Genomic DNA, 21,441 nt, shown 5'->3' with positions numbered 1-21,441 from the left:
CCCATCGCACCGTCGCTAACATCAGTGCAAACACCAGTGCTTGCACCGGTGCTACCTCGCGGCACCCGTCAAACCAGGCAAGGCGGCCTTCACCGTAGGCGTACGTTCAAACGTCCCGAGCGCCGAAGTGCTTGCCGGGACGGCGGAGGGGCGACTTGGTAGGACCGAGGAAGGTCGCACGCCGAACTCCGCCAGAACTGGTTGGTGCCAGCCGCCGACGATAACGTCCAATATATCGGAAAGTCGCAGCGGCGAGGCGCTGTGCTGCAAATGACGGGCGGCTAGGCGTTCTTCGACAGCGCGCAAAACTGCACGAGCATCTGCGCGCACGGCCCGTCGCCGAGTTGGCCGGAGCGATGTCCGTGATTTCCGTTGATCTGTCGAGTGCCCAGGTCTTCGCCCCAATGGCTCTCGCCCGGCCCCATTTCGATCCGCAGGCCGTCCTGCGTTTCGATGAACCAGCGGCCCGACAGCGTGACCACCCACTGCCTCAGCGGGCTTTCGTGCCATTCGCCGACCCAGCCGACGGGAAGAATCGCGAATTGGACGACTTCGACTTTGCCCGGGGCCGGAAGCATCCACATGGCCGCCGCCTTGCCGCCAACGCTCTGTTCGACAAAGCCGCCCAGTAGCGACGCGGCGACACTGCTGAGACCGTCGTCCCTAGTGAACAGCCGCCAATACGGCATCGTCGCAACATCGAACTCGATGGTGGCGATCGGACTTAAGGTCGAAAGCAATTTGGGCATGATGCACCTCTCAGCTTGATTCCGGCTGCGATCGACATCGAATACCATGCCCGGTGGTCGGGACCGAAGAAATCGTTACGTCGCTTCAGTCGCTCATCCGGTCCTTGCGGAATCGATTCAATTTTCGTCGCGACCAGTTCAAACGGAATGGCTGCTTTGGGCTGCGCAAGCAAGACGCTCCTTACAATACGAAGCGCTTAAGACGGCACTACGCAAGGCTTTCGTAAATGTTATTTCCCTCCGCAGACCTGCGATGGCCCAAGCAGCGTAACACGCGGATCGCAAATCGCGTCATGCACGGTGCCGTCGTCTCCGAGCGTTTCGCGATCGCTCTTTTGAATTTCTTTGCTGCCGCGTCCCGCTTCGCTATCGGGTCCTGAACAACGCCCGCAAACCCACGACGGTGATCGCGCCGATAAACCCTCGAAGGGCGACACCGCCGGTCACGCAGCCGACTCCGCTCGGTCTTTCTTTAAGCGATGCCATGTTGATGAAGTAGCGGAAGCGCACTTCGCCCTCCGCGACCTGCTTATAGGAGTCGTTCACTTGCTGGATTGGGATCAGCTCGATCTCGGGCGCGATGCTTTGCGCCGTGCAGAAATCGAGGACTTCCTGCGTCTCGCGGATCGAGCCGATTAGCGAGCCCGCGATGCTGCGCCAGTGGATTGCGACCTGCTGGTTGTCGATCGGCGCAATTGGTTCGAGCGCGCCGACGATGACCAGGGTCGCGTCACGCTTAAGCAGGACGATGTACGGGCTCGCCGAACCGCACGAGCAGTTCGCCGGGCACGGGGGCACAGTCGGCATCGCGACGCTGTAGCGATCCTTCGCGCGCCAGAAGATCACGCTCAAAAAAGGTCCGGGCATGCAGCGGAGCAGGATCCTCCGACGTAATGAGCCGCCAGGAGCCATGATTCGAGGGTCAGCTCGATCTGAATCCGCACACTCTCGTATTCATCGATGCGACCGGGGCGAGCACCAAGATGGCGCGGCTCCACTGACGCGCGCCGCGCGGACAGCGTCTCCGGGCGAGTATCCCGCATGGCTATTGGAAGACGACGACGTTCACAGGTGCTCCGACTGACCGGCATGACCGCACCGATGGTCCTCGACGGCCCGATGACGGGCGTCAGCCGGTCGGACTCAGTGAATAGACGTTGCTGCGTGCCACCCGTCTGCCGATCAATTGGACACATAAGCGCCAGCTGCTCGGGGCGGCAGATAGGTCGAGGCCCGTTCCACATCGTTGGCGCATCGCAACTGCAGACTGGATTTTGGGGCTCGGAGGACATGGGCCTGCTTCGCGTCAGCGTTGCGGCAAATCGCTGTCTCTGGATGCGGCAGCGATGTCGCGGTGCGGCAAAGCCGCGGACATTGTGCAGCTAAAGCGGCCCCCACCGAAGATCAGACACTTGCTGCTCGGGAGCGCGACTGCGTGGTGCCCCTGGCCGGACTCGAACCAGCACGGATTTCTCCACTCGATTTTGAGTCGAGCGCGTCTACCATTTCACCACAGGGGCACTGCCGGGGCGGTTAGCGCATCGCGCCCGCCAGTTCAACATGTACGACAAAACTGGACTTATTGCCCTATTCGCCGCAAGGCAGCACGATGCGACCTCCCCGAAAGACTGGCGGCCCTTCCGGGGGTGATCGCCGCCCGCCCTCCAATGGACCCGGCGACCGCCGCCCGCCCTCCAGTTTCGGCGAGCGCCGGCCGCCTGCGCCCGGAGGCGAACGCCGACCACCGGCAAGTGCAGGCGAACGCCGACCACCTTCTGGCGCAGGCGAACGCCGACTACCGGCAAGTGCAGGTGAGCGTCGTCCGCCGGTAGGCCGCCCGCCCCGCCCCACCGGCGACGCGCCGCGACCACAGCGCGCGCGGCCGCGCGCCGAGGACGAGACCATCACCACCTCGCGCCGCGAAGCCGAGCGCCAGGATTCGCAGACGCACCGCAACCAGGGCGAAGGCTTTCGGCCGCAGGGCTTCCGCGTCCGCAGCGAAGGCCCCGGTGGCCATGCCGACGCCGCCCGCGACGGCGAGCGTCGCCGCCACATCCCCGGTGGCCGCCTGCCCCGCATTCCCGGCAGCGCGCCGCGCGAACTCGCCCGCCCGCCGCGCGCCGGCCGCCCGCCGGCCCGCGCCAATCCGGCCGCGTTCAGCGACCTGCCCGCACCGGCGCTGACCGGCCGCCGTGGCCGCGGTGACGCCCGCGTCGCCGAGCGCCAGGCCGCTCGCGCCAATCCCAACGTGCCGATCGAACCCCAGCGCATCGCCAAGCTGCTCGCCCGTGCCGGCATCGGCTCGCGCCGCGACATCGAGCGGATGATCACCCAAGGCAAGGTCGCGCTCAACGGCGAAGTGCTGACGACCCCGGCGTTCGTCGTCGCCAGCCTCGACGGCATCACCGTCGAAGGCCAGACCGTCGCCGCGCTCGAACCATCGCGGCTGTTCCGCTTCCACAAGCCCGCCGGCTTCCTGACCACGGCGCGCGATCCCGGCGGCCGCCCGACGATCATGGACATCCTGCCCCCCGGCCTGCCGCGCGTCGTGCCGGTCGGACGGCTCGACATGAACACCGAGGGGCTGCTGCTGCTGACCACCGACGGCGCCCTCAAACGCGCTCTCGAGCTGCCGACCAGCGGCGTACCGCGCCGGTACCGCGTTCGCGCCTATGGCGAAATCGCCCAGCCGGCGATCGAAAGCCTGATCGAAGGCGTGACCATCGACGGCATGCACTATGGCCCGATCGACGCCGAGATCGAGCGCCGCACTGGCCGCAACCTCTGGCTGACGATGACGCTGACCGAGGGCAAGAATCGCGAAATCCGTCGCGTTCTCGAACATCTCGGCCTGCAGGTCTCGCGTCTCATCCGCGTCGCCTATGGCGCGATCGAGCTCGGCGACCTCGAGCCGCGCGATGCCGACGAGATTCCCGACGGTGTCGTCGCGGCCCTGCGCAAGTCGCTGTCGCAGCGCTGAGATGCGGATCATTTCGGGGCAATGGCGCGGCCGCGCACTGATCGCGCCGCCAGGTGACGCGACGCGGCCGACCGCCGACAGGGTCCGCGAGGCGCTGTTCTCGATGCTCGCCAGCCGCGTCGGCAGCTTCGAGGGCCTGCGCGTCCTCGACGGCTTTGCCGGCACCGGCGCGCTCGGCATCGAGGCGCTGTCCCGCGGCGCCGCGCACGCTACCTTCGTCGAAAAGGACGCCGAGGCGGTCAAGGCGCTGCGCACCAACGTCGCGGCGACCAAAAGCGATGCCACCATCATCCCAGCACCGATGGAAACGCTCGGCAACGGCGTGCCGTGCGACCTGATCCTGCTCGATCCGCCCTATGGCTCCGGCCTCGGCGAAGTCGCACTGGCCCGCCTCGCCGAGCGCGGCTGGATCGCCCCGCATGCGCTGATCTCGGTCGAAACCGGCCGCAAGGAAGTGCTCACCAGCGATTTTGAAGTGCTGGCGGTTCGCGATCACGGCAAGGCGCGGCTGCACCTGTTGCGCGCGCCGGGGCCGAGCGCTGGCCCGGACGCTTAGGCCGTCCGCTCGCGGACCATCGGATACGTCCCCAGCACCCGCACCCATTTGGTATGGAATGCCAGCTCCTCGAGCGCGCGTTCGACCCCGGCATCGGACGGCGCACCGACGATCTCGGCATAGAATTCCGCCGCGGCAAACGAGCCGTCGCGCAGGTAGCTTTCGAGCTTGGTGATATTGATGCCGTTCGTCGCGAACCCGCCGAGCGCCTTGAACAGCGCTGCCGGCACGTTGCGGACCTCGAAATTCAGGCTGGTCATCGTCGGCGTGCCGGGTACGACGGCGCGCGGTTCCTGCGCCAGCACGACGAAACGCGTCGTGTTGTGATCGGCATCCTCGACCCCCTCGGCAAACACCTTCAGGCCATAGATCTCGCTCGCTAGCCGCGACGCGATCGCTCCCTGCGCGGCATCCCCGTCGCCGGCGACCTGTGCGGCGGCGGCGGCGGTATCGAAAAACCCGACCGCCTCGATGCCCCAGCTGCGCAGCCGCAGCCGGCATTGGCCGAGCGCCTGCGGATGGCTGATCACCGTTTTCAACTCGGCCTGCGTCCCCGTCCCGAGCAAGCAGTGATGCACGCGGACGAAATGCTCGCCGACGACGTGCAGTCCCGATTCGGGCAGCAGGAAGTGAATGTCGGCGACGCGGCCATGAAGCGAATTCTCGATCGGGATCACCGCCTGCCCGGCGCGGCCCGACTGCACCGCCTCGATGGCATCCTCGAACGACGCGCATGGCAATGCGGTCGCGTTGGGGAACAGTTCGCGCACGGCCTGGTGCGAGTAGGCGCCGGGCGCGCCCTGGAAGGCCACGGCGGCGGCCGGATCGGTCGCGGCACGGGCCGCCATGTCGCGCACCAGCGCATCGGCAAGGGGAGGATAGCTACTCATCGCGCAGCCGTTAGGCGAGGTCGCGGCCCGGTGCAAACGCCGCAGTGCACCACAACGTCACGCAAAGTCTTGCCGATGCGCGTCCCCCTGCTATAGCAGCCCCCAATCGGCAGGGTTGAGGCGCTTCGGGAGCGACGACGTGGACAGTTTCGAATTCAATAAATTTGCCGGTTGGGCGCTTGCGGCGCTGTCGTCATTGCTCGCCATCTCGATCGTCGTCGGTGAAGTCTTTACACCGCATCTGCCTGAGAAAGCCGGCTATGTCGTCGCCGGCGTGGTCGAGGAAGGCCCCGTCGTCGCTGCCGGTGAAGTCGAAAAGCCGATTGCCTTCTACCTCGCCAGCGCCACCGCCGAACAGGGCGCCGCCGTGTTCAAGAAGTGCGCTGCCTGCCACAATGCCGAAAAGGGCGGCCCCAGCGGGATCGGGCCTAACCTCTATGGCGTCGTTGGCGGCCCCCATGCTCATGCGCCCGGCTTTTCCTATTCCGAAGTGCTCAGCGGCATGAAGGCCAAGCCCTGGACCTTCGATGATCTCAGCGCCTGGCTGAAGAGCCCCAAGGCCTATGCGCCCGGCAACAAGATGGCGTTTGCCGGCATCTCCAAGCCGCAAGACCGCGCCGCGGTCATCCTGTACCTCAATTCGAAGGCCGATGCGCCCAAGCCGCTTCCGCCGGTACCGGCCGAAGCGCCAGTGGTTGCCGCCGCCGCGCCGGCCGCTGGTGCGCCTGCCGCAGCGCCAGCGCCTGCAACGACTGCGCCTGCAGCAGCGGCACCAACCCCCGTCGCCTGAAGCTCCGCGCGGCGGAACATTCGGAGGCTGGGGGGAGTTATAGGCCCGAATCGCTCGGCGGAAAACGATCGATCGCGCTGCCAAAAGGCCCTGAAATGTCCATCCAGAAGATGATCGCCGCCCACCCCGACGTGGCCGGCAACGTCAACGAACCGCTCGCCAGCGCCGTGCGCCACGCGATGTTCTGCGCGGCGCTGTGCAATTCCTGCGCGGACGCCTGCTCGGCCGAGACCATGGACATGCGGCAGTGCATCCGCAGTTGCCTCGACTGCGCCGACATCTGCGCCGCGACCGCCAGCGTCGGCACGCGCCGCACCGGCAGCAACATCGAAGTCATGCGGTCGATGTTCGAAACCTGCATCCGCACCTGCAATTTGTGCGCCGATGAATGCAGCCAGCACGACAACGACCATTGCCGCCTGTGCACGATGATGTGCCGCGAATGCGCCCACGACTGCCAGGCCGCGCTGCCGACCATCCACTAAGGCCGAACTGTCATGCCGGGCTCGACCCGGGATGACAAAACTGGCGGTTACCGCCCCGTTTGCCCGCGTTGCATCAACCGCGCATCGGCGAGCACCAGCGCCACCATCGCCTCCATCACCGGCGCGGCGCGGACTCCGACGCACGGGTCGTGGCGGCCCTTGGTGACGATCTCGGTCGCCTCGCCGTCGCGGGTGATCGTCTCGACCGGCGTCAGGATCGACGAGGTCGGCTTCAACGCCATGCGCACCACGATCGGCTGGCCGGTGGAGATGCCGCCCGCCGTGCCGCCGCTGTGGTTGGCGAGGAATTGCGGGCCATCGGTGCCGGGCCGCATGCAGTCGGCATTGTCCTCGCCGCGTAACCGTGCGGCGCCGAAACCGTCGCCGATCTCGACGCCCTTGACGGCATTAATGCCCATGCACGCGCTAGCCAGCTGGCTGTCGAGCTTCATATACAGCGGCGCACCCCAGCCGACTGGAACCCCGGTCGCGGTGCATTCGACGATCGCGCCCAATGACGACCCGGCCTTGCGCGCGGCATCGAGGGCGATTTCCCATTGCGCCGCGGTCTCGGCGTCGGGGCAGAAGAACGGGTTGCGATCGATCTCGGCATCGTCGAAGCGCGAGCGCTCGATGGCGATGCCGCCCAGTTCCACAAGACAGGCGCGAATGCGGACTCCGGGAATGACCAGCCGCGCCACCGCACCGGCGGCAACACGGCTGGCGGTCTCGCGTGCCGATGACCGCCCGCCACCACGCGGGTCGCGGTGGCCGTATTTGACGTCATAGGCGTAGTCGGCATGACCGGGACGATAGGCCTTGCCGACCTCGGAATAATCCTTCGATCGCTGGTCGACATTCTCGATCATGAGGCTGATCGGCGTGCCGGTGGTCAGCCCCTCATGCACCCCCGACAGGATGCGAACCTGATCGGGCTCCTGCCGCTGCGTGGTAAACCGCGAGGTACCCGGTCGGCGTTTGTCGAGCCAGGGCTGGATATCGGTTTCGGACAGGCCAAGCCCCGGAGGGCAACCATCGACGACCGCGCCGATCGCGGGCCCATGCGATTCGCCCCAGGTCGTGAAGCGGAGAAGGTGGCCGAAGCTGTTGTGACTCATCTAGATCAAGCGACCGCGATATCCGGCGCGTCCTCGGCCTTCATGCCGATGACGTTGTAGCCGGCATCGACGTGGTGAATCTCGCCCGTCACGCCCGAGGCGAGGTCGCTGAGCAGATAGGCCCCGGCCCCGCCGACATCCTCGATCGTCACGTTGCGGCGCAGCGGCGAATTATATTCGTTCCACTTCAGGATATAGCGGAAGTCGCCGATCCCGCTCGCGGCCAGCGTCTTGATCGGACCAGCCGAAATCGCGTTCACCCGGACGTTCTGCGGCCCCAGGTCCATCGCCAAATACTTCACCGACGTCTCCAGCGCCGACTTCGCCACACCCATGACGTTGTAGTGCGGAATGACCTTTTCGGCACCGTAATAGCTGAGCGTCAGCAACGAACCACCATTCGGCATCAGCTTGATCGCCCGCTGTGCGACTGCGGTGAAGCTGTACACGCTGACGTTCATGGTCAGCAGGAAATTCTCCAGGCTGGTGTCGACATACATGCCGCGCAGCTCGTTCTTGTCCGAGAACCCGATGGCGTGGACGAGGAAATCGATCGTCCCCCATTCGGTCTTCAGCGCCTCGAACATCGCGTCCATGCTCGCCATGTCGGTGACGTCGCACTCGTACAGCCGCGCCACGCCGAGCGATTCCGCCAGTGGCCGCACCCGCTTCTCGAGCGCTTCTCCCTGGAACGAAAAGGCGATCTCGCCGCCCTGGTCGGCGACGGCCTTGGCGATCCCCCACGCCAGGCTGCGATCATTGGCGACGCCCATGATCAGGCCGCGCTTGCCACTCATTATTCCGGCCATGGTGTTCCCGTCATCTTATTCTCGTTTGAATCGGCTTTTAGGCGCCTTTGCTGCGCCTTGGCGAGAGCTGCATTCAGATGGGCACCGGCAACCAGCCCCAGCCCGATGATATAGAAGAACAGCAGCGCCACGATGACCCCCGCCAGCGAGCCGTAGATCAGGTTGTATTCGCCGACCAGCCCCAGCGCCCAGGGCATTCCCAGCGTTGTCCCGACCCACACACCGGTCGTCACCAGCGCCCCCGGCCAGATCCTGAAGCCCGTCATGCGAAACCGCTTCGGCGTCAGCACATAGAATATCGAATACAGCGCCATGAACAGCGCCAGTCCCGGCAGCAGCCGCTTGAAGCCGAGCTCGTTCATGAACGCCTCGGTGCGCGGCATCACCTCGCTGACCACGGTATCGACGCCGGTCAGCAGCACCTGGGCGGTAAACGCCAGCAGCATCATGAACACCGCGCCGAAAACGAACGCCGCCGACACTGCGCGGTACCGCCACATCGAAACCACCGCTTCGGTGCCATAGGCCTTGCGGATCAGGTATCGGATGGTCTCGATGAAGGTCGTCACCGTCCATAGCGTAACGAGGATGCCGAGCGTCAGCGCGCCGCCGGCGCCTGTTGTGCCGGTCACGTCGGCGATCGGCCGCGCCACCAGTCCGGCGACATCGGGCGGCAACAGCTTGAGAAAGCCCGCGACCGCGCTCTGGCCTTCCCGGGTCCGGCCGACGGTGCCGGCGACGGTGGCGAGCACGATGAAGAACGGGAACATCGTTAGCAGCGACAGATAGGCGAGATTGCCGGCATGGATGAAGCCATCGCCCCAGATGCCGACGATCATGTCGCGCAGCACGGCCCAGGCGCGGTGGTGGCGCCGCATCAGCCGTTGCACGATCGAGCGCAGTTCAACCACCGGATGCTAACGCCCGCGCCGATTGGTCGGACCGATCACACGCCCAACTCGCGCCGTACCTCGCGGGCATCGCTCCAGCCTTCGACAAAGCTTTTCAGCGCCGCATCGTCTGCCGGCAAATCGACGATGAGCGTCACCAGCTGGTCGCCGCGGCTGCCATCGGCACGCGAAAATCCGCGGCCCTTCAGCCGGAACACCTTGCCCGACGTGGTGCCCGCCGGCACCGTCAGGCTGACGGCACCCTCGACCGTCGGCATCCGCACCTTGGCGCCCTGCACCGCCTCGTTCAGCGTCACCGGCACATCGAGCCGCACATCGTCGCCGTCGCGGGTGAAGAATTTGTGCCGCCCGACCTCGAGCGTCACCAGCGCATCGCCCGGCCCCGCCGGACCTGGCTCCCCCTGCCCGGCCATGCGCACCTGCCGGCCCGATTCGATGCCCGCCGGCAGCTTCAGATCGAGAGTTTTGCCCGATCGCAGCGTCACCCGCTGCGGCTTCAACGCCGCGGCATCCTCGAAGGGCACCATCAGGCGATAGGCAACGTCGCTGCCCTTTTGCGGCGGCGGCGTGCGAAAGCCGCTGCCCTGGCCGCTGCCGCCGAACGGACTGCGGCCGCCAAATAGTTCGGAGAACAGGTCGTCGGCGCCGCCGCCACCGCTGCCGAAATCGTAATTGGTCGCGCCCGGCCGGCCGCCGCGCGAAAACGGGTCGGCCCCCCCGCTGCGAAAGCCGCCGCCGCCACCGCCCTGGAACGGCGACGTCGGGTTGCCGTCGGGGCCGATCTCGCCGCGGTCGAAGCGCGCTTTCTTGTCGGTGTCGGACAACAGCTCATAGGCGCTGTTGGCCTCTTTGAAGAGCTCAAGCGCCTTGGCGTTGTCGGCGTTGCGATCCGGGTGGTTTTCCTTCGCCAGCTTGCGATAGGCCTTCTTGATCTCGGGCTGGCTGGCACCGCGCCCGATACCCAGCACCTGATAAGGGTCGCGCATCATATTCCTTGCATGTCACACGCCGTTGCAGATGAGCAACAGCTTACCGCTTGGCAAGGGGCAACATAGCGACAACATCGGCGCTCCGCCAACCTGCCGTAATGTGCCCCCCGAACACACCGCGCTTCTCAAGCCTGCGCTGGCGCGTTAGACCCACCTGCAAAGGGGATTTGACCATGGACCTCGACGACCAGCGCGAGAGCAGCAACATCGAAGACGCGCGCGGCAGTCGCGGCGGTCTGGGAGGCGGCGGCTTTCGCTTTCCCGGTGGCGGCGGCGGCGGTCTCGGTTTCGGCGGCGGCAAGATGGGGTGCGGCGGCATCGCCATCGTCATCGTGCTGGCGCTGGTGTTCGGGGTCAATCCGATGACATTGCTTGGGGGCGGCGGCGGCGGTCAGGCGCCCGAGCCCGTCCAGCAGCAGCAGATCGGCCAACCCGCCCCGGCAACCAGCGATATGGATCGGTTCGTCTCGCGCGTGCTCGCCACCACCGAGGACACCTGGACCCGGCAGTTCCAGACCGAAGTCGGCCAACCCTATCGCGCGCCCAAGCTGGTGCTGTTCAGCGGCGGCGTGCGCTCGGGCTGCGGCGCCGCCGAATCGGCGATGGGGCCGTTTTATTGCCCGGCCGATCAGAAGGTCTATCTCGACCAGAGCTTCTTCGACGACCTGTCCCGGCGCTTCGGCGCGCCCGGCGATTTCGCCGCGGCCTATGTGATCGCGCACGAAGTCGGCCATCACATCCAGACCTTGCTCGGCGTCTCGGACCAGGTCCAGCAGGCCCAATCGCGCGCCTCGAAAACCCAGGGCAATGCACTCCAGGTCCGCATGGAACTCCAGGCGGATTGCCTCGCCGGCGTCTGGGCCAAGGCCAATTCGGCATTGCTCGAACCCGGCGACGTCGAGGAAGCCATGCGCGCTGCCTCGGCCATCGGCGACGACACGCTGCAACGCGCCGGGCAAGGCGTCGTTATCCCCGAAAGCTTCACCCATGGCAGCAGCGAGCAACGGACCCGCTGGTTCATGCAGGGCATGACCCAGGGCACGATCGCCAGCTGCGACACCTTTGCGGCGCGGACGATCTGAGTAGAAGGGCTGTCATCCCGGGCTTGACCCGGGACCCAGTTACTTCTTCGCGCCGCCTAGTGATTTACGATCGTCAACTTGCCGAGTGACCCCGCGTCGGCTGGTGCCATCGCCAGCGTGAAGTCGTCGCCGTCCTCGGTCTTGCCGCTCAGCGTCTCGCCGCTTCGCTTCGCAGTCACCTTTTTCTCGGCGAATTGCTGCTGGTACCAATCGGCAACGACCGCGGCATCGGCGGCAGAGGCAAAGCTGATCGTCACCGTCGCCCGGCCCGGCCCTTCGCCGATATGGGCGTTGACCCCGCGCACCGCAGCGCCCGGATAAAGCCCGACGCCATCGATATCGACTTCGGTATCGCCGACGATATTCTCGGGTATCTTGATATTGGCCTCGATGCCTCCCGGCATCTTGACCGCGATGGCGCCGGTCCCGCTGTCGCCCTGGATGTCGACCAATGCTCCGGATTGGCCGGTTTCTGCCTTGGCGGTTTCCGTCTTCTCGTCCTTGCTGCACGCGGAAAACAGCAAGACACCCGAAAGCGCGGCAACGACCAGGACAGGCAAATATCGCATCTTCGGGCTCCCGGCTGTATTGCAAAAATAATACAGGCTTGTCCCGTTGCGGTCAATGTGCCGCCGTCACGGCCTATTTTTTGGCAGCAAATGCAGCGCCGCGACAATGACCGCGCCCACCAGCAGCCCGAAAAGCCCCGATCCGAGCGCGCCGATAAGCCATTCGACAACGCTGCCGATTCCTCCGCTCGCAGCCCCCGCAAATGCCGCGAAGCGGTGAATGCTATGCCCGGGTTCACCAAGGCCATAGCCCTCCATGCCGTGGATGATGATGCCGCCGCCGACCCACAGCATCGCCGCCGTGCCGACATAGGCCAGCGTCTTGAGGAACGGCGGCATCGACTTGACGAGGCCGCGTCCGATCGCCTGCAACGGCGCCGAGCGCGTCTGCGTCAACGCCACCCCGGCATCGTCGGCCTTCACGATCAGCGCGACAAAGCCATAGACCAGCGCGGTAATGCCCAGCCCAACCACCGCCAGCACCGCCGCCTGTTCGGCGATCGGCGCGTCGGCGACATCGGCGAGAGTGATCGCCATGATTTCGCCCGACAGGATCAGGTCCGTGCGGATGGCGCCCGACACCATCCGCCGTTCCATCACTTCGGCGTCCTCATCCGTCACATCGTCCTCGACGACGGCGTGCGGCCGAAAAATCTCGTAGATCTTCTCGGCGCCTTCGAAACACAGGTACGACCCGCCCGCCATCAAGAGCGGCGTGATCGCCCAAGGCGCAAAATAGCTCAGCGCGATGGCGCCCGGCAACAGGAACATCAGCTTGTTCTTGACCGACCCCAGCGCGATCTTGCCAACGATCGGCAGCTCGCGCGCCGCGGCAAAGCCGTGGACATAGCGCGGCGTCACCGCAGCATCGTCGATGACCACCCCCGCCGCCTTGGCGCTCGCCTTGGCCGCCGCCGCCGCCGTGTCGTCGAGCGACGCCGCCGCAATCTTGGCGATGGCCGCGATATCGTCGAGCAGCGCGAAAAACCCAGTCGCCACAAAGCCTCCAGAAAAATCCCCCGCATCGATAGCGTCCACCCCCGCAAACGTAAACGCGGACTTCGAAACACCAGCATTGGCCGCATTGCCGACCGCCCGCGCGACTGCTAAAGCACTGACAGGCAAAAACGCGGGGGCGCGTCGTTGGATATTCTGCAAAGCATCCTGGTCGTCGCGGTCATATTCGTCCCGCTCGAGCTGTTACTGCCGCAGCGCCCCGCACAACGCATCTTCCGCCGCCACTGGTTCAACGATCTCATCTACCTGTTCGGCAACGGCTTCGTGGTCCGCATCGGCGTCCTGTTGGCATTTGCCTTCCCCCTGGGCGATGTCGAAACCGCCATGCCGGGCTCGGCGCGCGGCTTCGTCCAGTCGCAGCCAATCTGGCTCCAGGTCGTCGCCGCGCTCATGGTTGCCGAAATCGGCTTTTACGCGGCGCACCGCCTGTTTCACGCCGTGCCGTATCTGTGGCGCTTCCACGCCATCCATCACAGCATCGAGGATCTCGACTGGCTCGCCGCCCACCGCGTCCACCCCATCGATCAGGTCTTCAGCTCGCTGGCAACGGTCGTGCCTCTGCTTGTCGTCGGCTTTTCGCCCGAGGCGATGGCCATCTATGGCCTGCTCTACCTGCTGCAATCGCACCTCGTCCACGCCAACGTCCGGCTCGATTTCGGGCCACTTCGCTGGGTCTTCGCCTCGCCGCGCTTCCATCACTGGCACCACGCCAACCAGCCCGAGGCGCATGGCCATAATTTCTCGGCGCAGCTGGTGTTCATGGACCAGATCTTCGGCACGCTCCGCATTCCCGATGCCATGCCCGATCGCTACGGCACCGACGAAGCCATCCCGCAGGTCTATCCGCTGCAGCTCGCCTGGCCGTTCCTGCGGCAACAGCCCGCGCCGTTCCTGCGGCAACAGCCCGCGCGCCCGCCCCAGCCCCTCACAGGATCGACGCCCTCATGATGTCCCAGCGCACCGAAGACCTGCTCGGCAAGGGCTTGTTGGTCTTCACCTTCACGCTGCTGGCCTATCAGCAGGCACTGTCGTTCGCCCGTACCATCCTCGCTGCCGACCGCCCGGATTTCTGGTGGCTCGACATATTATCGCGCACCCTCACCCTGTTGTTCGTCGCCATCGTCGTCGTCATGACCATCCGCCGCCTGCCGGCCCGCGCCACCGCCGCCGGGCTCGAACCGCGCATCACCGCCATCGCCGGCACCTTCACCCTGATGCTGCTCGCCTTCCTCCCCCATGGCGACGCCGGCGTTGCCGCGCAGTTCGTCGCCACCGTCCTCATCGCTATCGGCACCGCGCTGTCGATCCATTGCCTGCGCTATCTCGGCCGCTCGTTTTCGGTCATGGCCACCGCCCGCGAGCTCGTTACCGGAGGACCCTATGCCCGCGTCCGCCACCCGCTCTATGTCGCCGAGGCCATCACCACCATCGGCATCGTCATCCTGCACTGGTCGATCGGCGCCGTCGCGCTCGGCCTCATCCAGGCGCTGCTCCAGTTCCGCCGCATGCAGAACGAGGAAGCCGTCCTCCGCGCCGCTTTCCCGGAATACGCGAGCTACGCCGCCCGCGTGCCGATGATCATTCCAAGACTGGCGATCTAGCCCCCATCAGGCAAAGACGAAGTCCGCTGCCGAGAAATTCGCGGCGCTCAACACGCTCCCCGGGTCGCCGACCAGCACCGAGAAGTGCACCCCCGTCGATGTCACCACATCGAGCGAAATCTCGCCTCCCGCCGCGTCCCTGGCGAACACCGTGCCAAGCCCGCCGCCATCCTGGTAGGCCCGCACGCCCAGTTTCTCGAGCACCAGCCGGTCTGCGCCATCGGCAAAATCCTCGACCCGGTCCGTCCCCGACAGCGCGCCGGCGCCCTTGAACACGAACCAGTCCGCCCCGGCCCCGCCCCACAACCGGTCGTCGCCCAGTTCGCCGAACAATTTGTCGTTGCCGGCATCGCCGCGGATCAGGTCATTGCCCGCGCCGCCAAACAGGCTGTCATTGTCGTTGCCGCCGTAGAGCCGGTCGTCGCCGTCCTCGCCGCTGATCAGGTCCACACCCGCATCGCCATAGACAAGGTCGGCGCCCGATCCTGCCTGGATATTGTCCGCCCCGGCGCCGCCGACGATCGTGTCGGTGCCCCATTCCGCCACGATGATGTCGTTGCCGTCGCCGCCGTCGAGGTAATTATTGCCGTCGCCGCCATCGACGCGGTCATTGCCGATGCCGCCATAGACCTCGTCGTCGCCCGACTGGCCCTTCAGCTTGTCGTCGCCGCCCTCGCCGTGGATGATGTCGTTGCCCGCGCCGCCGCCGACCGCCTGCGTCGTCATCAACCCCGTCGCCGGGTTGATCTCGTTCAGGAACCCGTCGTCGCCGTCGCCGGCATAGATGGTGTCGTCGCCGACCCCGCCGTCGAGATAATCGCGCCCCGCCCCGCCGAGCAGCGTGTCGTTGCCGCCTTCGCCGAGCAACGCATCGTCGCCGTCGCCGCCCTCCAGCCGGTCGTTGTTCGCACCGCCGTCGAGCACATCATTATCGAGCCCGCCGATCAGCGTGTCGTCCCCAACTCCGCCATCGAGCCGATCCCTGCCCGCCCCGCCGTCGATCCAGTCGTTGCCGCCAGCGCCGAATATCAGGTCCGCCCCGCCAAATCCGAATATCCGATCGCCAACCCCCGTCCCGTAAAGTGTCTCGTCCCGCGTTGTGCCGTTGATCGTCGCCATTCAGGTCTCCTGCCTGCTGCCTCATGCACGCTGACATGTTGCGGACCCGTTAAGAGCCCGCCGGAATGCGACCACCTGCCCTTCGGCATAGTCCGGAAGATGTATTCAATATCGTGGCAAGCGCCGATCGCGCAGACGGATAGGGCTACGCATGGCCCGATTTTGTTGGATTCATAAGGCCAGTCAGTTCGTTAACATTTTCCGCATTTTCCGCTTTCGCACGTTTTTGCGCAACGGCCGGGACCGGGATGGACGTTTACAAGATGAACAGCCGGAATGCCGGATAGCCGGTTTCGGGCGTGTAGGACAGCGCGGCTTCAGCCTGGAAAGGTCGACGGTAAAGCCTCCGGCGGCTGGGGTCTTGGCCCCAGGGCCCCAGTTGACGAATGCCCACCTACGGTCACGCTGCGATCTAACCCGCCACAGAAGGTGGACAATTCACACCACGTCTAAAAAACGACCAACCCAGTCGACGTAATCGGCCAAGCGCCGTCCTGCGCGAATAGAATTGGACCATCAGCGTCATCCGCAAAGTCAAGAGCGTAAACGGCTGTAACTTCTAGAACTGCAAAGGATCTAATTTAATCTAAATCGAGATTGTCTGCTAGTATGTATAACGGAACTGTTCTTCCGGCGCTTATCCTCGTATGGTATCGCGAGGTTAGTAACGCTTTCAATTAGTCTTTTCCGATCTTCATCAGATGCCCAATTAAACAGTTCTGCACCTTGGTGTTCAGCAGCCATCAAAGATGGAGCAGCCAACCTATCAAGTGACGAAGATATATCAAACACAATTTTCGATCGTGTATTATTAATTCCAAAATTCATTCTCGATTGCTCTAAAACTAGAGCAGAGACCGCAATATCTGAAACTAGTTTTCTAGCAGATGATTCTTCAGTGGCAGCGTCAACTGTCTCAATAATATGCATAGCACCATTCTTAAGAACAAAATCAGCAGCCAAGCCTTCGGCTATCTTGAGATTGGTGACCACTCGGTGATCCTCTAATCCTTCACCTTTTTTGGCTAACACTCGTTGACCTAAGAAGGCGCTCTTTATCTCTCCGACAAGCCTTGACCGTTTAAACTTCAAAAACGCAGGTCGAGGCTCCGGGTCAACAAGACTTTTCAGCAAATTAGCGACCGACTCTTCGTAAGCATACTTGGTAGACGCTTGAAAGGTTCCACCTGCGGTGGTTTTTACGGGCCCCAGTTCTCCAAGCATTGATAGACGTTCAACGTGGCTTACAATGCCGCTGCTTACAACATGAGAGTCCAATTCGACCAAGGACCGAAGCGAGTCACGCAAATAGTCTAAATTGATTGCTGCCGAAATCGACTTCAACTTGTCGAGTCGATCTGATAATCTAATATCGATCTTGTTTTCAGAAATTATCGCGAGCCCTACATTCAACCGCTCGTCACGGATATCGTGTGCGCAGAACTGCAAAACCGCAAATCTATGCGAGCGATCCATTTCTCAAGCCCGCTCTAAGAGCTGGCAAGCGCACCCCGTTCGCAAGATCCGACCATGCCCCACGTATAACCCTTTTCTCATCGTCCGAAATCCAATCCGAAGGGACAGTTTGGAGGATTCTATCAAAAACGTCCATAGGCATTGCAGCCACATGGTCGATGATTTCAAACGTAACGCCGATATGGCCACCGTGAAGCTCCCGAAGAATTTTACCCAAGCGGAGGGTGCTGTCGGTAGGCGCAGGGAAGGCGATAGTCGTGAGATCAGAAAATCTAGCCGACGCAAAATCGATCGCACAAAGTCGGTGATCCTGACCATCTGGCACAAGAATGAAATTGCTTGGATATCGATCGCGGTTGTTGAAGAGGAGATCGAGAGCGTGGACACTGGATAGAAATCGGCCAGGCTTGCTTAATGGCTGGCCCAACTCACCAAGTTGACGCCACGACAGGTAGGATTTCATCGTTGCGAGGGCCGCCGTGGAAATATTTTCCAGCGATCCGAAATAGGTATACCCGCGATTATCCTCAATGACGCTAAAGGGGGCCGTCGCAATACCCAAATAGTCCGCAATGCTGGTACAGATTAGCTCAGTCGCTCGTACACGTCGCGCTCCGTCATCGTCCTTGCACACGTAGATCTGGCCACCGTATACGACGGCACGGAAGGCAATATCGCGCCCGAGGTGATTAGCCTCCATTATGTCACGAATACGGAGAGGTAGCAGCGACGGCTGTTCCTCAAAGGGGATCGCGCTTGTAACTCGCACGATCCCTTTCCGCATTTTTATGATGGCGCCCTCATCCACCTAGCTTACTCCGCAGCCACGCCCAGCAACCCGCCCTGCCGGTCATCGATCTCGTTCGCTGCGCCGCCCTCGCTGAGCGTCTTCGCCCCCTTGCGGCTGTCGAACGCGTCCCAGACTTCGTTCCAATTGCCCTTCGTCGCAGCCTTGGAATATTCCGTTGCCCGCGCTTCGAAGAAGTTTGCATGCTCGACGCCGTTCAGCAGCGGCGTCAGCCATGGCAGGGGGTGTTCGTCGATCATGTAGATCGGCTTCATGCCGAGCTGCTTCATGCGCCAGTCGGCGGTGAAGCGGACGTATTTCTTGATGTCGTTGGGGGTCATGCCGGGGACCGGGCCCATTTCGAAGGCGAGGTCGACGAAGGCGTCTTCCATGCGCACGGTTTTCTGGCAGATGTCGGCGATATCGTCGCGCAGCTTGGACGTCATCACGCCGGTTTCGGCGCAAAAGGCGTGGAACAGCTTGATGATGCCTTCGCAGTGGAGCGATTCATCGCGGACCGACCAGGTGACGATCTGGCCCATGCCCTTCATCTTGTTGAAGCGCGGGAAGTTCATCAGCATGGCAAAGCTGGCGAACAGCTGCAGCCCCTCGGTGAAGCCGCCGAACATGGCGAGCGTGCGCGCGATATCGGTGTCGGTCTCAACGTTGAAATTCGCCATGTATTCGTGCTTGTCGCGCATTTCCTTGTAGTTGAGGAAGGCGCTGTATTCGCTTTCGGGCATGCCGATGGTGTCGAGCAGATGCGAATAGGCCGCGATATGGACGGTTTCCATGTTGCTGAACGCCGCCAGCATCATCTTGATCTCGGTCGGCTTGAACACCCGGCCGTATTTCTCGTGATAGCAGTCCTGCACCTCGACATCGGCCTGGGTGAAGAAGCGGAAGATCTGCGTCAGCAGGTTGCGCTCGTGCTCGGTCAGCTTCTGCGCCCAGTCGCGGCAATCCTCACCCAAGGGCACTTCCTCGGGCATCCAGTGGATCTGCTGCTGGCGTTTCCAGAAATCATACGCCCAGGGGTATTCGAAGGGCTTGTACGACTTGGAGGCCTTGAGGAGTGACATGGGGCGAGGTCCTTTGGGGGGATTTGGTGTGTATTCTAGCTTGTTTCGTCACCTCGGCGAAGGTGGGGGCCATTTCCTGGACGTTTCGGAGATGGGCCCCGGCCTTCGCCGGGGTGACGGCGAGGGAGTGGGTGACGGCGTAGAGTGTGCGTTAGCGCGTCAGCAGTTGGGAGGGGGCCGTGGCGACAAGTCGTGGAAGTCATCGCCGCGGCCCCCTCACCTTCCCGATCGGCTGTCACCGGCCGGGTGCCGGACCCTTGCGGGCCCGGACATGCCCTACTGACAGGCAAGGCATTCATCGTAATCCTTCATCTCCATCCGCATGATCGGCGGGGCGGCGGTGTTGTCCGCCTCGACGCCGCCGGCGAACCCGGCGCGCTGGATGCTCATCGAACGGAGATAATACAGCGATTTGATGCCGAGTTCCCAAGCGCGGTAATGGAGCATCAACAGGTCCCATTTCTCGACATCGGCCGGGATGAACAGGTTAAGCGATTGCGCCTGGTCGATGAACGGCGTGCGATCGCCCGCCAGCTCGAGCAACCAGCGCTGGTCGATCTCGAACGCCGTCCGGAACACGGCCTTTTCATCGACGCTGAGGAACTCGAGATGCCCGACCGAGCCGCCCTGCTCGAGGATCGAGTTCCACACCGCGTCGCTGTTCTTCGACTTGGCGATCAGCAGCTTTTCGAGGTACGGATTGCGCACCGAGAACGATCCCGACAGGGTCTTGTGGGTATAGATATTGGCGGGGATCGGCTCGACGCAGGCGCTGGTGCCGCCGGCGATGATGCTGATGCTCGCGGTGGGGGCAATCGCCATCTTGCAGCTGAACCGCTCCATGACGCCCATGTCGGCGGCATCGGGGCAAGGTCCGCGCTCGGCCGCCAGCGCCATCGACGCCTGGTCGACCTGCGACCGGATGTGCTTGAACATCTTCAGGTTCCACGATTTCGCCATGGCGCCTTCAAAGGCAATGCCGCGCGCCTGATAGAAACTGTGCAGCCCCATCACGCCGAGCCCAACCGAACGCTCGCGTTCCGCCGCATAGCGGGCGCGGGCCATTTCGGGCTCGGCGCGGTCGATGTAATCCTGCAGGACATTGTCGAGAAAGCGCATGCAATCCTCGATGAAGCCGGTGTCGCCGTTCCACTGATCCCAGGTTTCGAGGTTGAGCGACGACAGGCAGCACACCGCGGTGCGCTCGTTGCCGAGATGATCCGGCCCCGTCGGCAGGGTGATTTCCGAGCAGAGGTTCGACGTCGAGACCTTGAGCCCCAGGTCGCGCTGGTGCTTGGGCATCGTCCGGTTCACTTCGTCGACGAAGATGATGTACGGCTCGCCGGTCGCCAGCCGCGTCTCGACCAGCTTGGTGAACAGCCCGCGTGCATCGACCCGGCCGCGCTTTTCGCCGGTCTTGGGGCTGACGAGATCGAACTCCGTGCCGTCGCGCACCGCTTCCATGAACTTGTCCGTGACCAGCACGCCGTGATGGAGGTTAAGCGCCTTGCGGTTGAAATCGCCCGATGGCTTGCGGATTTCGAGGAACTCCTCGATCTCGGGATGCGAGACATCGAGATAGACCGCCGCCGAGCCGCGCCGCAGCGAGCCTTGCGAAATCGCCAGCGTCAGCGAATCCATGACGCGCACGAACGGGATGATGCCGCTGGTCTTGCCGTTGAGGCCGACCGGCTCGCCGATGCCGCGGACGTTGCCCCAATAGGTGCCGATGCCGCCACCGCGCGACGCCAGCCAGACGTTCTCGTTCCAGGTGTCGACGATGCCGTTGAGGCTGTCGGAAACCGAGTTGAGGTAGCACGAGATCGGCAGGCCGCGCCCGGTCCCGCCGTTCGACAATACCGGGGTGGCGGGCATGAACCAGAGTTGCGAGATATGGTCGTACAGCCGCTGGGCATGGCCGGCGTCATCAGCATAGGCGGCGGCGACGCGGGCGAACAGGTCCTGGTATGATTCGCCGGGCAGCAGATAGCGATCGTCGAGAGTCTCGCGGCCGAAGTCGGTCAGCAGCGCGTCGCGGCTGCGATCGACAATGACCGGGAATCGCCACGGCATGATCTCGTTCGACGCACGCTGCGGTGCCTTGGCCGGCACCGCGGCCGCATCAATCGCCTTCGCCATGATCGTCTCCACCGGGTCCAGCATCAGCATGTCACCCGACCGGGATCCGCTGTCGCCCGCATTGCTCTGAAACTCGCTCACTGGTCACTCCCGAAATTCTGCCCCTCGCGAACATGGTAGAAGGAGAACAAAACAAGGTCACGCACCGAATTTGCCCCCAAGGCGCAATCCTCGCGTTATCCCCGTTATACACAGCCGGTGGATAACCGGCCCTTGCCCTCCCGCTTCCGCACCCACAACATACTGTGTGATTGCGTCGTCCCCGGGCTACAGATTGTGCCTGACTTCGCGG

General features: G+C 63.8%; 21 protein-coding genes, 1 tRNA gene and 1 pseudogene. 8 read left to right on the top strand and 15 right to left on the bottom strand.

Translation table 11 applies throughout. From position 1 onward, the window contains the following. Positions 1-281: 281 nt before the first annotated feature. Positions 282-797: a cupin domain-containing protein gene (locus IEW98_RS14055; RefSeq protein WP_207792578.1), complete on the bottom strand. Its 516-nt coding sequence runs from the start codon at positions 795-797 to the stop codon at positions 282-284. A gap of 318 nt (positions 798-1,115) precedes the next feature. After that, a complete protein-coding gene (locus IEW98_RS14050; protein ID WP_188763805.1) occupies positions 1,116-1,601 on the bottom strand; it encodes an MDR/zinc-dependent alcohol dehydrogenase-like family protein in 486 nt (161 codons plus the stop codon). Positions 1,602-1,663: 62 nt separating this feature from the next. On the opposite strand from IEW98_RS14050, the pseudogene IEW98_RS14045 reads away from it, so the two are divergent. Then, positions 1,664-1,877 (top strand): annotated as a pseudogene (locus IEW98_RS14045) (IS630 family transposase); the annotation flags it as partial. 308 nt (positions 1,878-2,185) lie between these two features. On the opposite strand, the gene IEW98_RS14040 reads toward IEW98_RS14045, so the two are convergent. Then, positions 2,186-2,269 (bottom strand) — tRNA-Leu (locus IEW98_RS14040). Between the two features lie 89 nt (positions 2,270-2,358). Between IEW98_RS14040 and IEW98_RS14035 the strand changes: the two genes are divergently transcribed. Both IEW98_RS14035 and rsmD read left to right on the top strand, forming a co-directional pair. Beyond that, positions 2,359-3,729: a pseudouridine synthase gene (locus tag IEW98_RS14035; RefSeq protein ID WP_188763803.1), complete on the top strand. Its 1,371-nt coding sequence runs from the start codon at positions 2,359-2,361 to the stop codon at positions 3,727-3,729. 1 nt (position 3,730) lies between these two features. Further along, entirely contained in the window at positions 3,731-4,285 is a 555-nt protein-coding gene (gene rsmD, locus IEW98_RS14030; RefSeq protein WP_188763801.1) for a 16S rRNA (guanine(966)-N(2))-methyltransferase RsmD, read from the top strand. On the opposite strand, the gene IEW98_RS14025 is transcribed toward rsmD, so the two are convergent. Then, positions 4,282-5,175, bottom strand: a complete 894-nt coding sequence (locus tag IEW98_RS14025) for a prephenate dehydratase (protein ID WP_188763799.1) — start codon at positions 5,173-5,175, stop codon at positions 4,282-4,284. The two genes, rsmD and IEW98_RS14025, sit on opposite strands and share 4 nt — an antisense overlap. A gap of 139 nt (positions 5,176-5,314) precedes the next feature. Here IEW98_RS14025 and IEW98_RS14020 point away from each other — a divergent pair, with 139 nt between their 5' ends. Continuing rightward, positions 5,315-5,965 (top strand): c-type cytochrome, encoded by a 651-nt coding sequence (locus tag IEW98_RS14020; protein ID WP_188763797.1) that lies wholly within the window; start codon positions 5,315-5,317, stop codon positions 5,963-5,965. Between the two features lie 95 nt (positions 5,966-6,060). Then, the gene (locus IEW98_RS14015; protein ID WP_188763795.1) at positions 6,061-6,450 is read left to right on the top strand and encodes a four-helix bundle copper-binding protein; all 390 of its coding nucleotides are present in this window, start codon (positions 6,061-6,063) and stop codon (positions 6,448-6,450) included. Between the two features lie 47 nt (positions 6,451-6,497). On the opposite strand, the gene aroC is transcribed toward IEW98_RS14015, so the two are convergent. The 4 genes from aroC to IEW98_RS13995 are packed head-to-tail and all read right to left on the bottom strand — an operon-like array spanning position 6,498 to position 10,274. Then, on the bottom strand, positions 6,498-7,568 hold the full coding sequence (aroC, locus tag IEW98_RS14010; RefSeq protein ID WP_188763792.1) for a chorismate synthase: 1,071 nt from the start codon (positions 7,566-7,568) through the stop codon (positions 6,498-6,500). Positions 7,569-7,573: 5 nt separating this feature from the next. Continuing rightward, positions 7,574-8,377: an enoyl-ACP reductase FabI gene (gene fabI, locus IEW98_RS14005; RefSeq protein WP_188763790.1), complete on the bottom strand. Its 804-nt coding sequence runs from the start codon at positions 8,375-8,377 to the stop codon at positions 7,574-7,576. After that, positions 8,365-9,288, bottom strand: a complete 924-nt coding sequence (locus tag IEW98_RS14000) for a YihY/virulence factor BrkB family protein (protein ID WP_188763788.1) — start codon at positions 9,286-9,288, stop codon at positions 8,365-8,367. The genes fabI and IEW98_RS14000 overlap by 13 nt, the downstream gene beginning before the upstream one ends. A gap of 35 nt (positions 9,289-9,323) precedes the next feature. Then, entirely contained in the window at positions 9,324-10,274 is a 951-nt protein-coding gene (locus tag IEW98_RS13995) for a DnaJ C-terminal domain-containing protein (protein WP_188763821.1), read from the bottom strand. A gap of 176 nt (positions 10,275-10,450) precedes the next feature. Here IEW98_RS13995 and ypfJ point away from each other — a divergent pair, with 176 nt between their 5' ends. Continuing rightward, positions 10,451-11,359, top strand: a complete 909-nt coding sequence (gene ypfJ, locus IEW98_RS13990; RefSeq protein ID WP_188763786.1) for a KPN_02809 family neutral zinc metallopeptidase — start codon at positions 10,451-10,453, stop codon at positions 11,357-11,359. Positions 11,360-11,415: 56 nt separating this feature from the next. On the opposite strand, the gene IEW98_RS13985 is transcribed toward ypfJ, so the two are convergent. Then, complete coding sequence (locus tag IEW98_RS13985) at positions 11,416-11,928, bottom strand: hypothetical protein (RefSeq protein ID WP_188763784.1); 513 nt, start codon at positions 11,926-11,928, stop codon at positions 11,416-11,418. Between the two features lie 66 nt (positions 11,929-11,994). Next, positions 11,995-12,927 (bottom strand): DUF808 domain-containing protein, encoded by a 933-nt coding sequence (locus IEW98_RS13980; RefSeq protein ID WP_188763781.1) that lies wholly within the window; start codon positions 12,925-12,927, stop codon positions 11,995-11,997. A 144-nt stretch (positions 12,928-13,071) separates the two neighbouring features. Between IEW98_RS13980 and IEW98_RS13975 the strand changes: the two genes are divergently transcribed. Together IEW98_RS13975 and IEW98_RS13970 are read left to right on the top strand one after the other, a co-directional pair. After that, a complete protein-coding gene (locus tag IEW98_RS13975) occupies positions 13,072-13,893 on the top strand; it encodes a sterol desaturase family protein (protein WP_188763779.1) in 822 nt (273 codons plus the stop codon). Next, positions 13,890-14,546, top strand: coding sequence for a methyltransferase family protein (locus IEW98_RS13970; protein ID WP_188763777.1), 657 nt, complete (start codon positions 13,890-13,892; stop codon positions 14,544-14,546). Before IEW98_RS13975 ends, IEW98_RS13970 begins: the two co-directional genes overlap by 4 nt. 6 nt (positions 14,547-14,552) lie before the next feature. Here the strand turns inward: IEW98_RS13970 and IEW98_RS13965 are convergent, their stop codons facing one another. From IEW98_RS13965 to IEW98_RS13945, 5 genes are all read right to left on the bottom strand, one after another. After that, positions 14,553-15,665 (bottom strand): calcium-binding protein, encoded by a 1,113-nt coding sequence (locus tag IEW98_RS13965; RefSeq protein ID WP_188763775.1) that lies wholly within the window; start codon positions 15,663-15,665, stop codon positions 14,553-14,555. A gap of 576 nt (positions 15,666-16,241) precedes the next feature. Continuing rightward, entirely contained in the window at positions 16,242-17,141 is a 900-nt protein-coding gene (locus IEW98_RS13960; protein ID WP_188763773.1) for a hypothetical protein, read from the bottom strand. Beyond that, positions 17,125-17,949, bottom strand: a complete 825-nt coding sequence (locus IEW98_RS13955; protein WP_188763771.1) for a hypothetical protein — start codon at positions 17,947-17,949, stop codon at positions 17,125-17,127. The genes IEW98_RS13960 and IEW98_RS13955 overlap by 17 nt, the downstream gene beginning before the upstream one ends. Positions 17,950-17,954: 5 nt before the next feature. After that, positions 17,955-19,010 (bottom strand): ribonucleotide-diphosphate reductase subunit beta, encoded by a 1,056-nt coding sequence (locus tag IEW98_RS13950; protein WP_188763769.1) that lies wholly within the window; start codon positions 19,008-19,010, stop codon positions 17,955-17,957. Positions 19,011-19,286: 276 nt separating this feature from the next. Next, positions 19,287-21,179, bottom strand: coding sequence for a ribonucleoside-diphosphate reductase subunit alpha (locus tag IEW98_RS13945; RefSeq protein WP_371870787.1), 1,893 nt, complete (start codon positions 21,177-21,179; stop codon positions 19,287-19,289). Positions 21,180-21,441: the final 262 nt, after the last annotated feature.

The organism is Sandarakinorhabdus glacialis, from assembly GCF_014643455.1.
Lineage (GTDB): Bacteria > Pseudomonadota > Alphaproteobacteria > Sphingomonadales > Sphingomonadaceae > Sandarakinorhabdus > Sandarakinorhabdus glacialis.
This window is presented reverse-complemented; position numbering and strand designations above follow the sequence as displayed.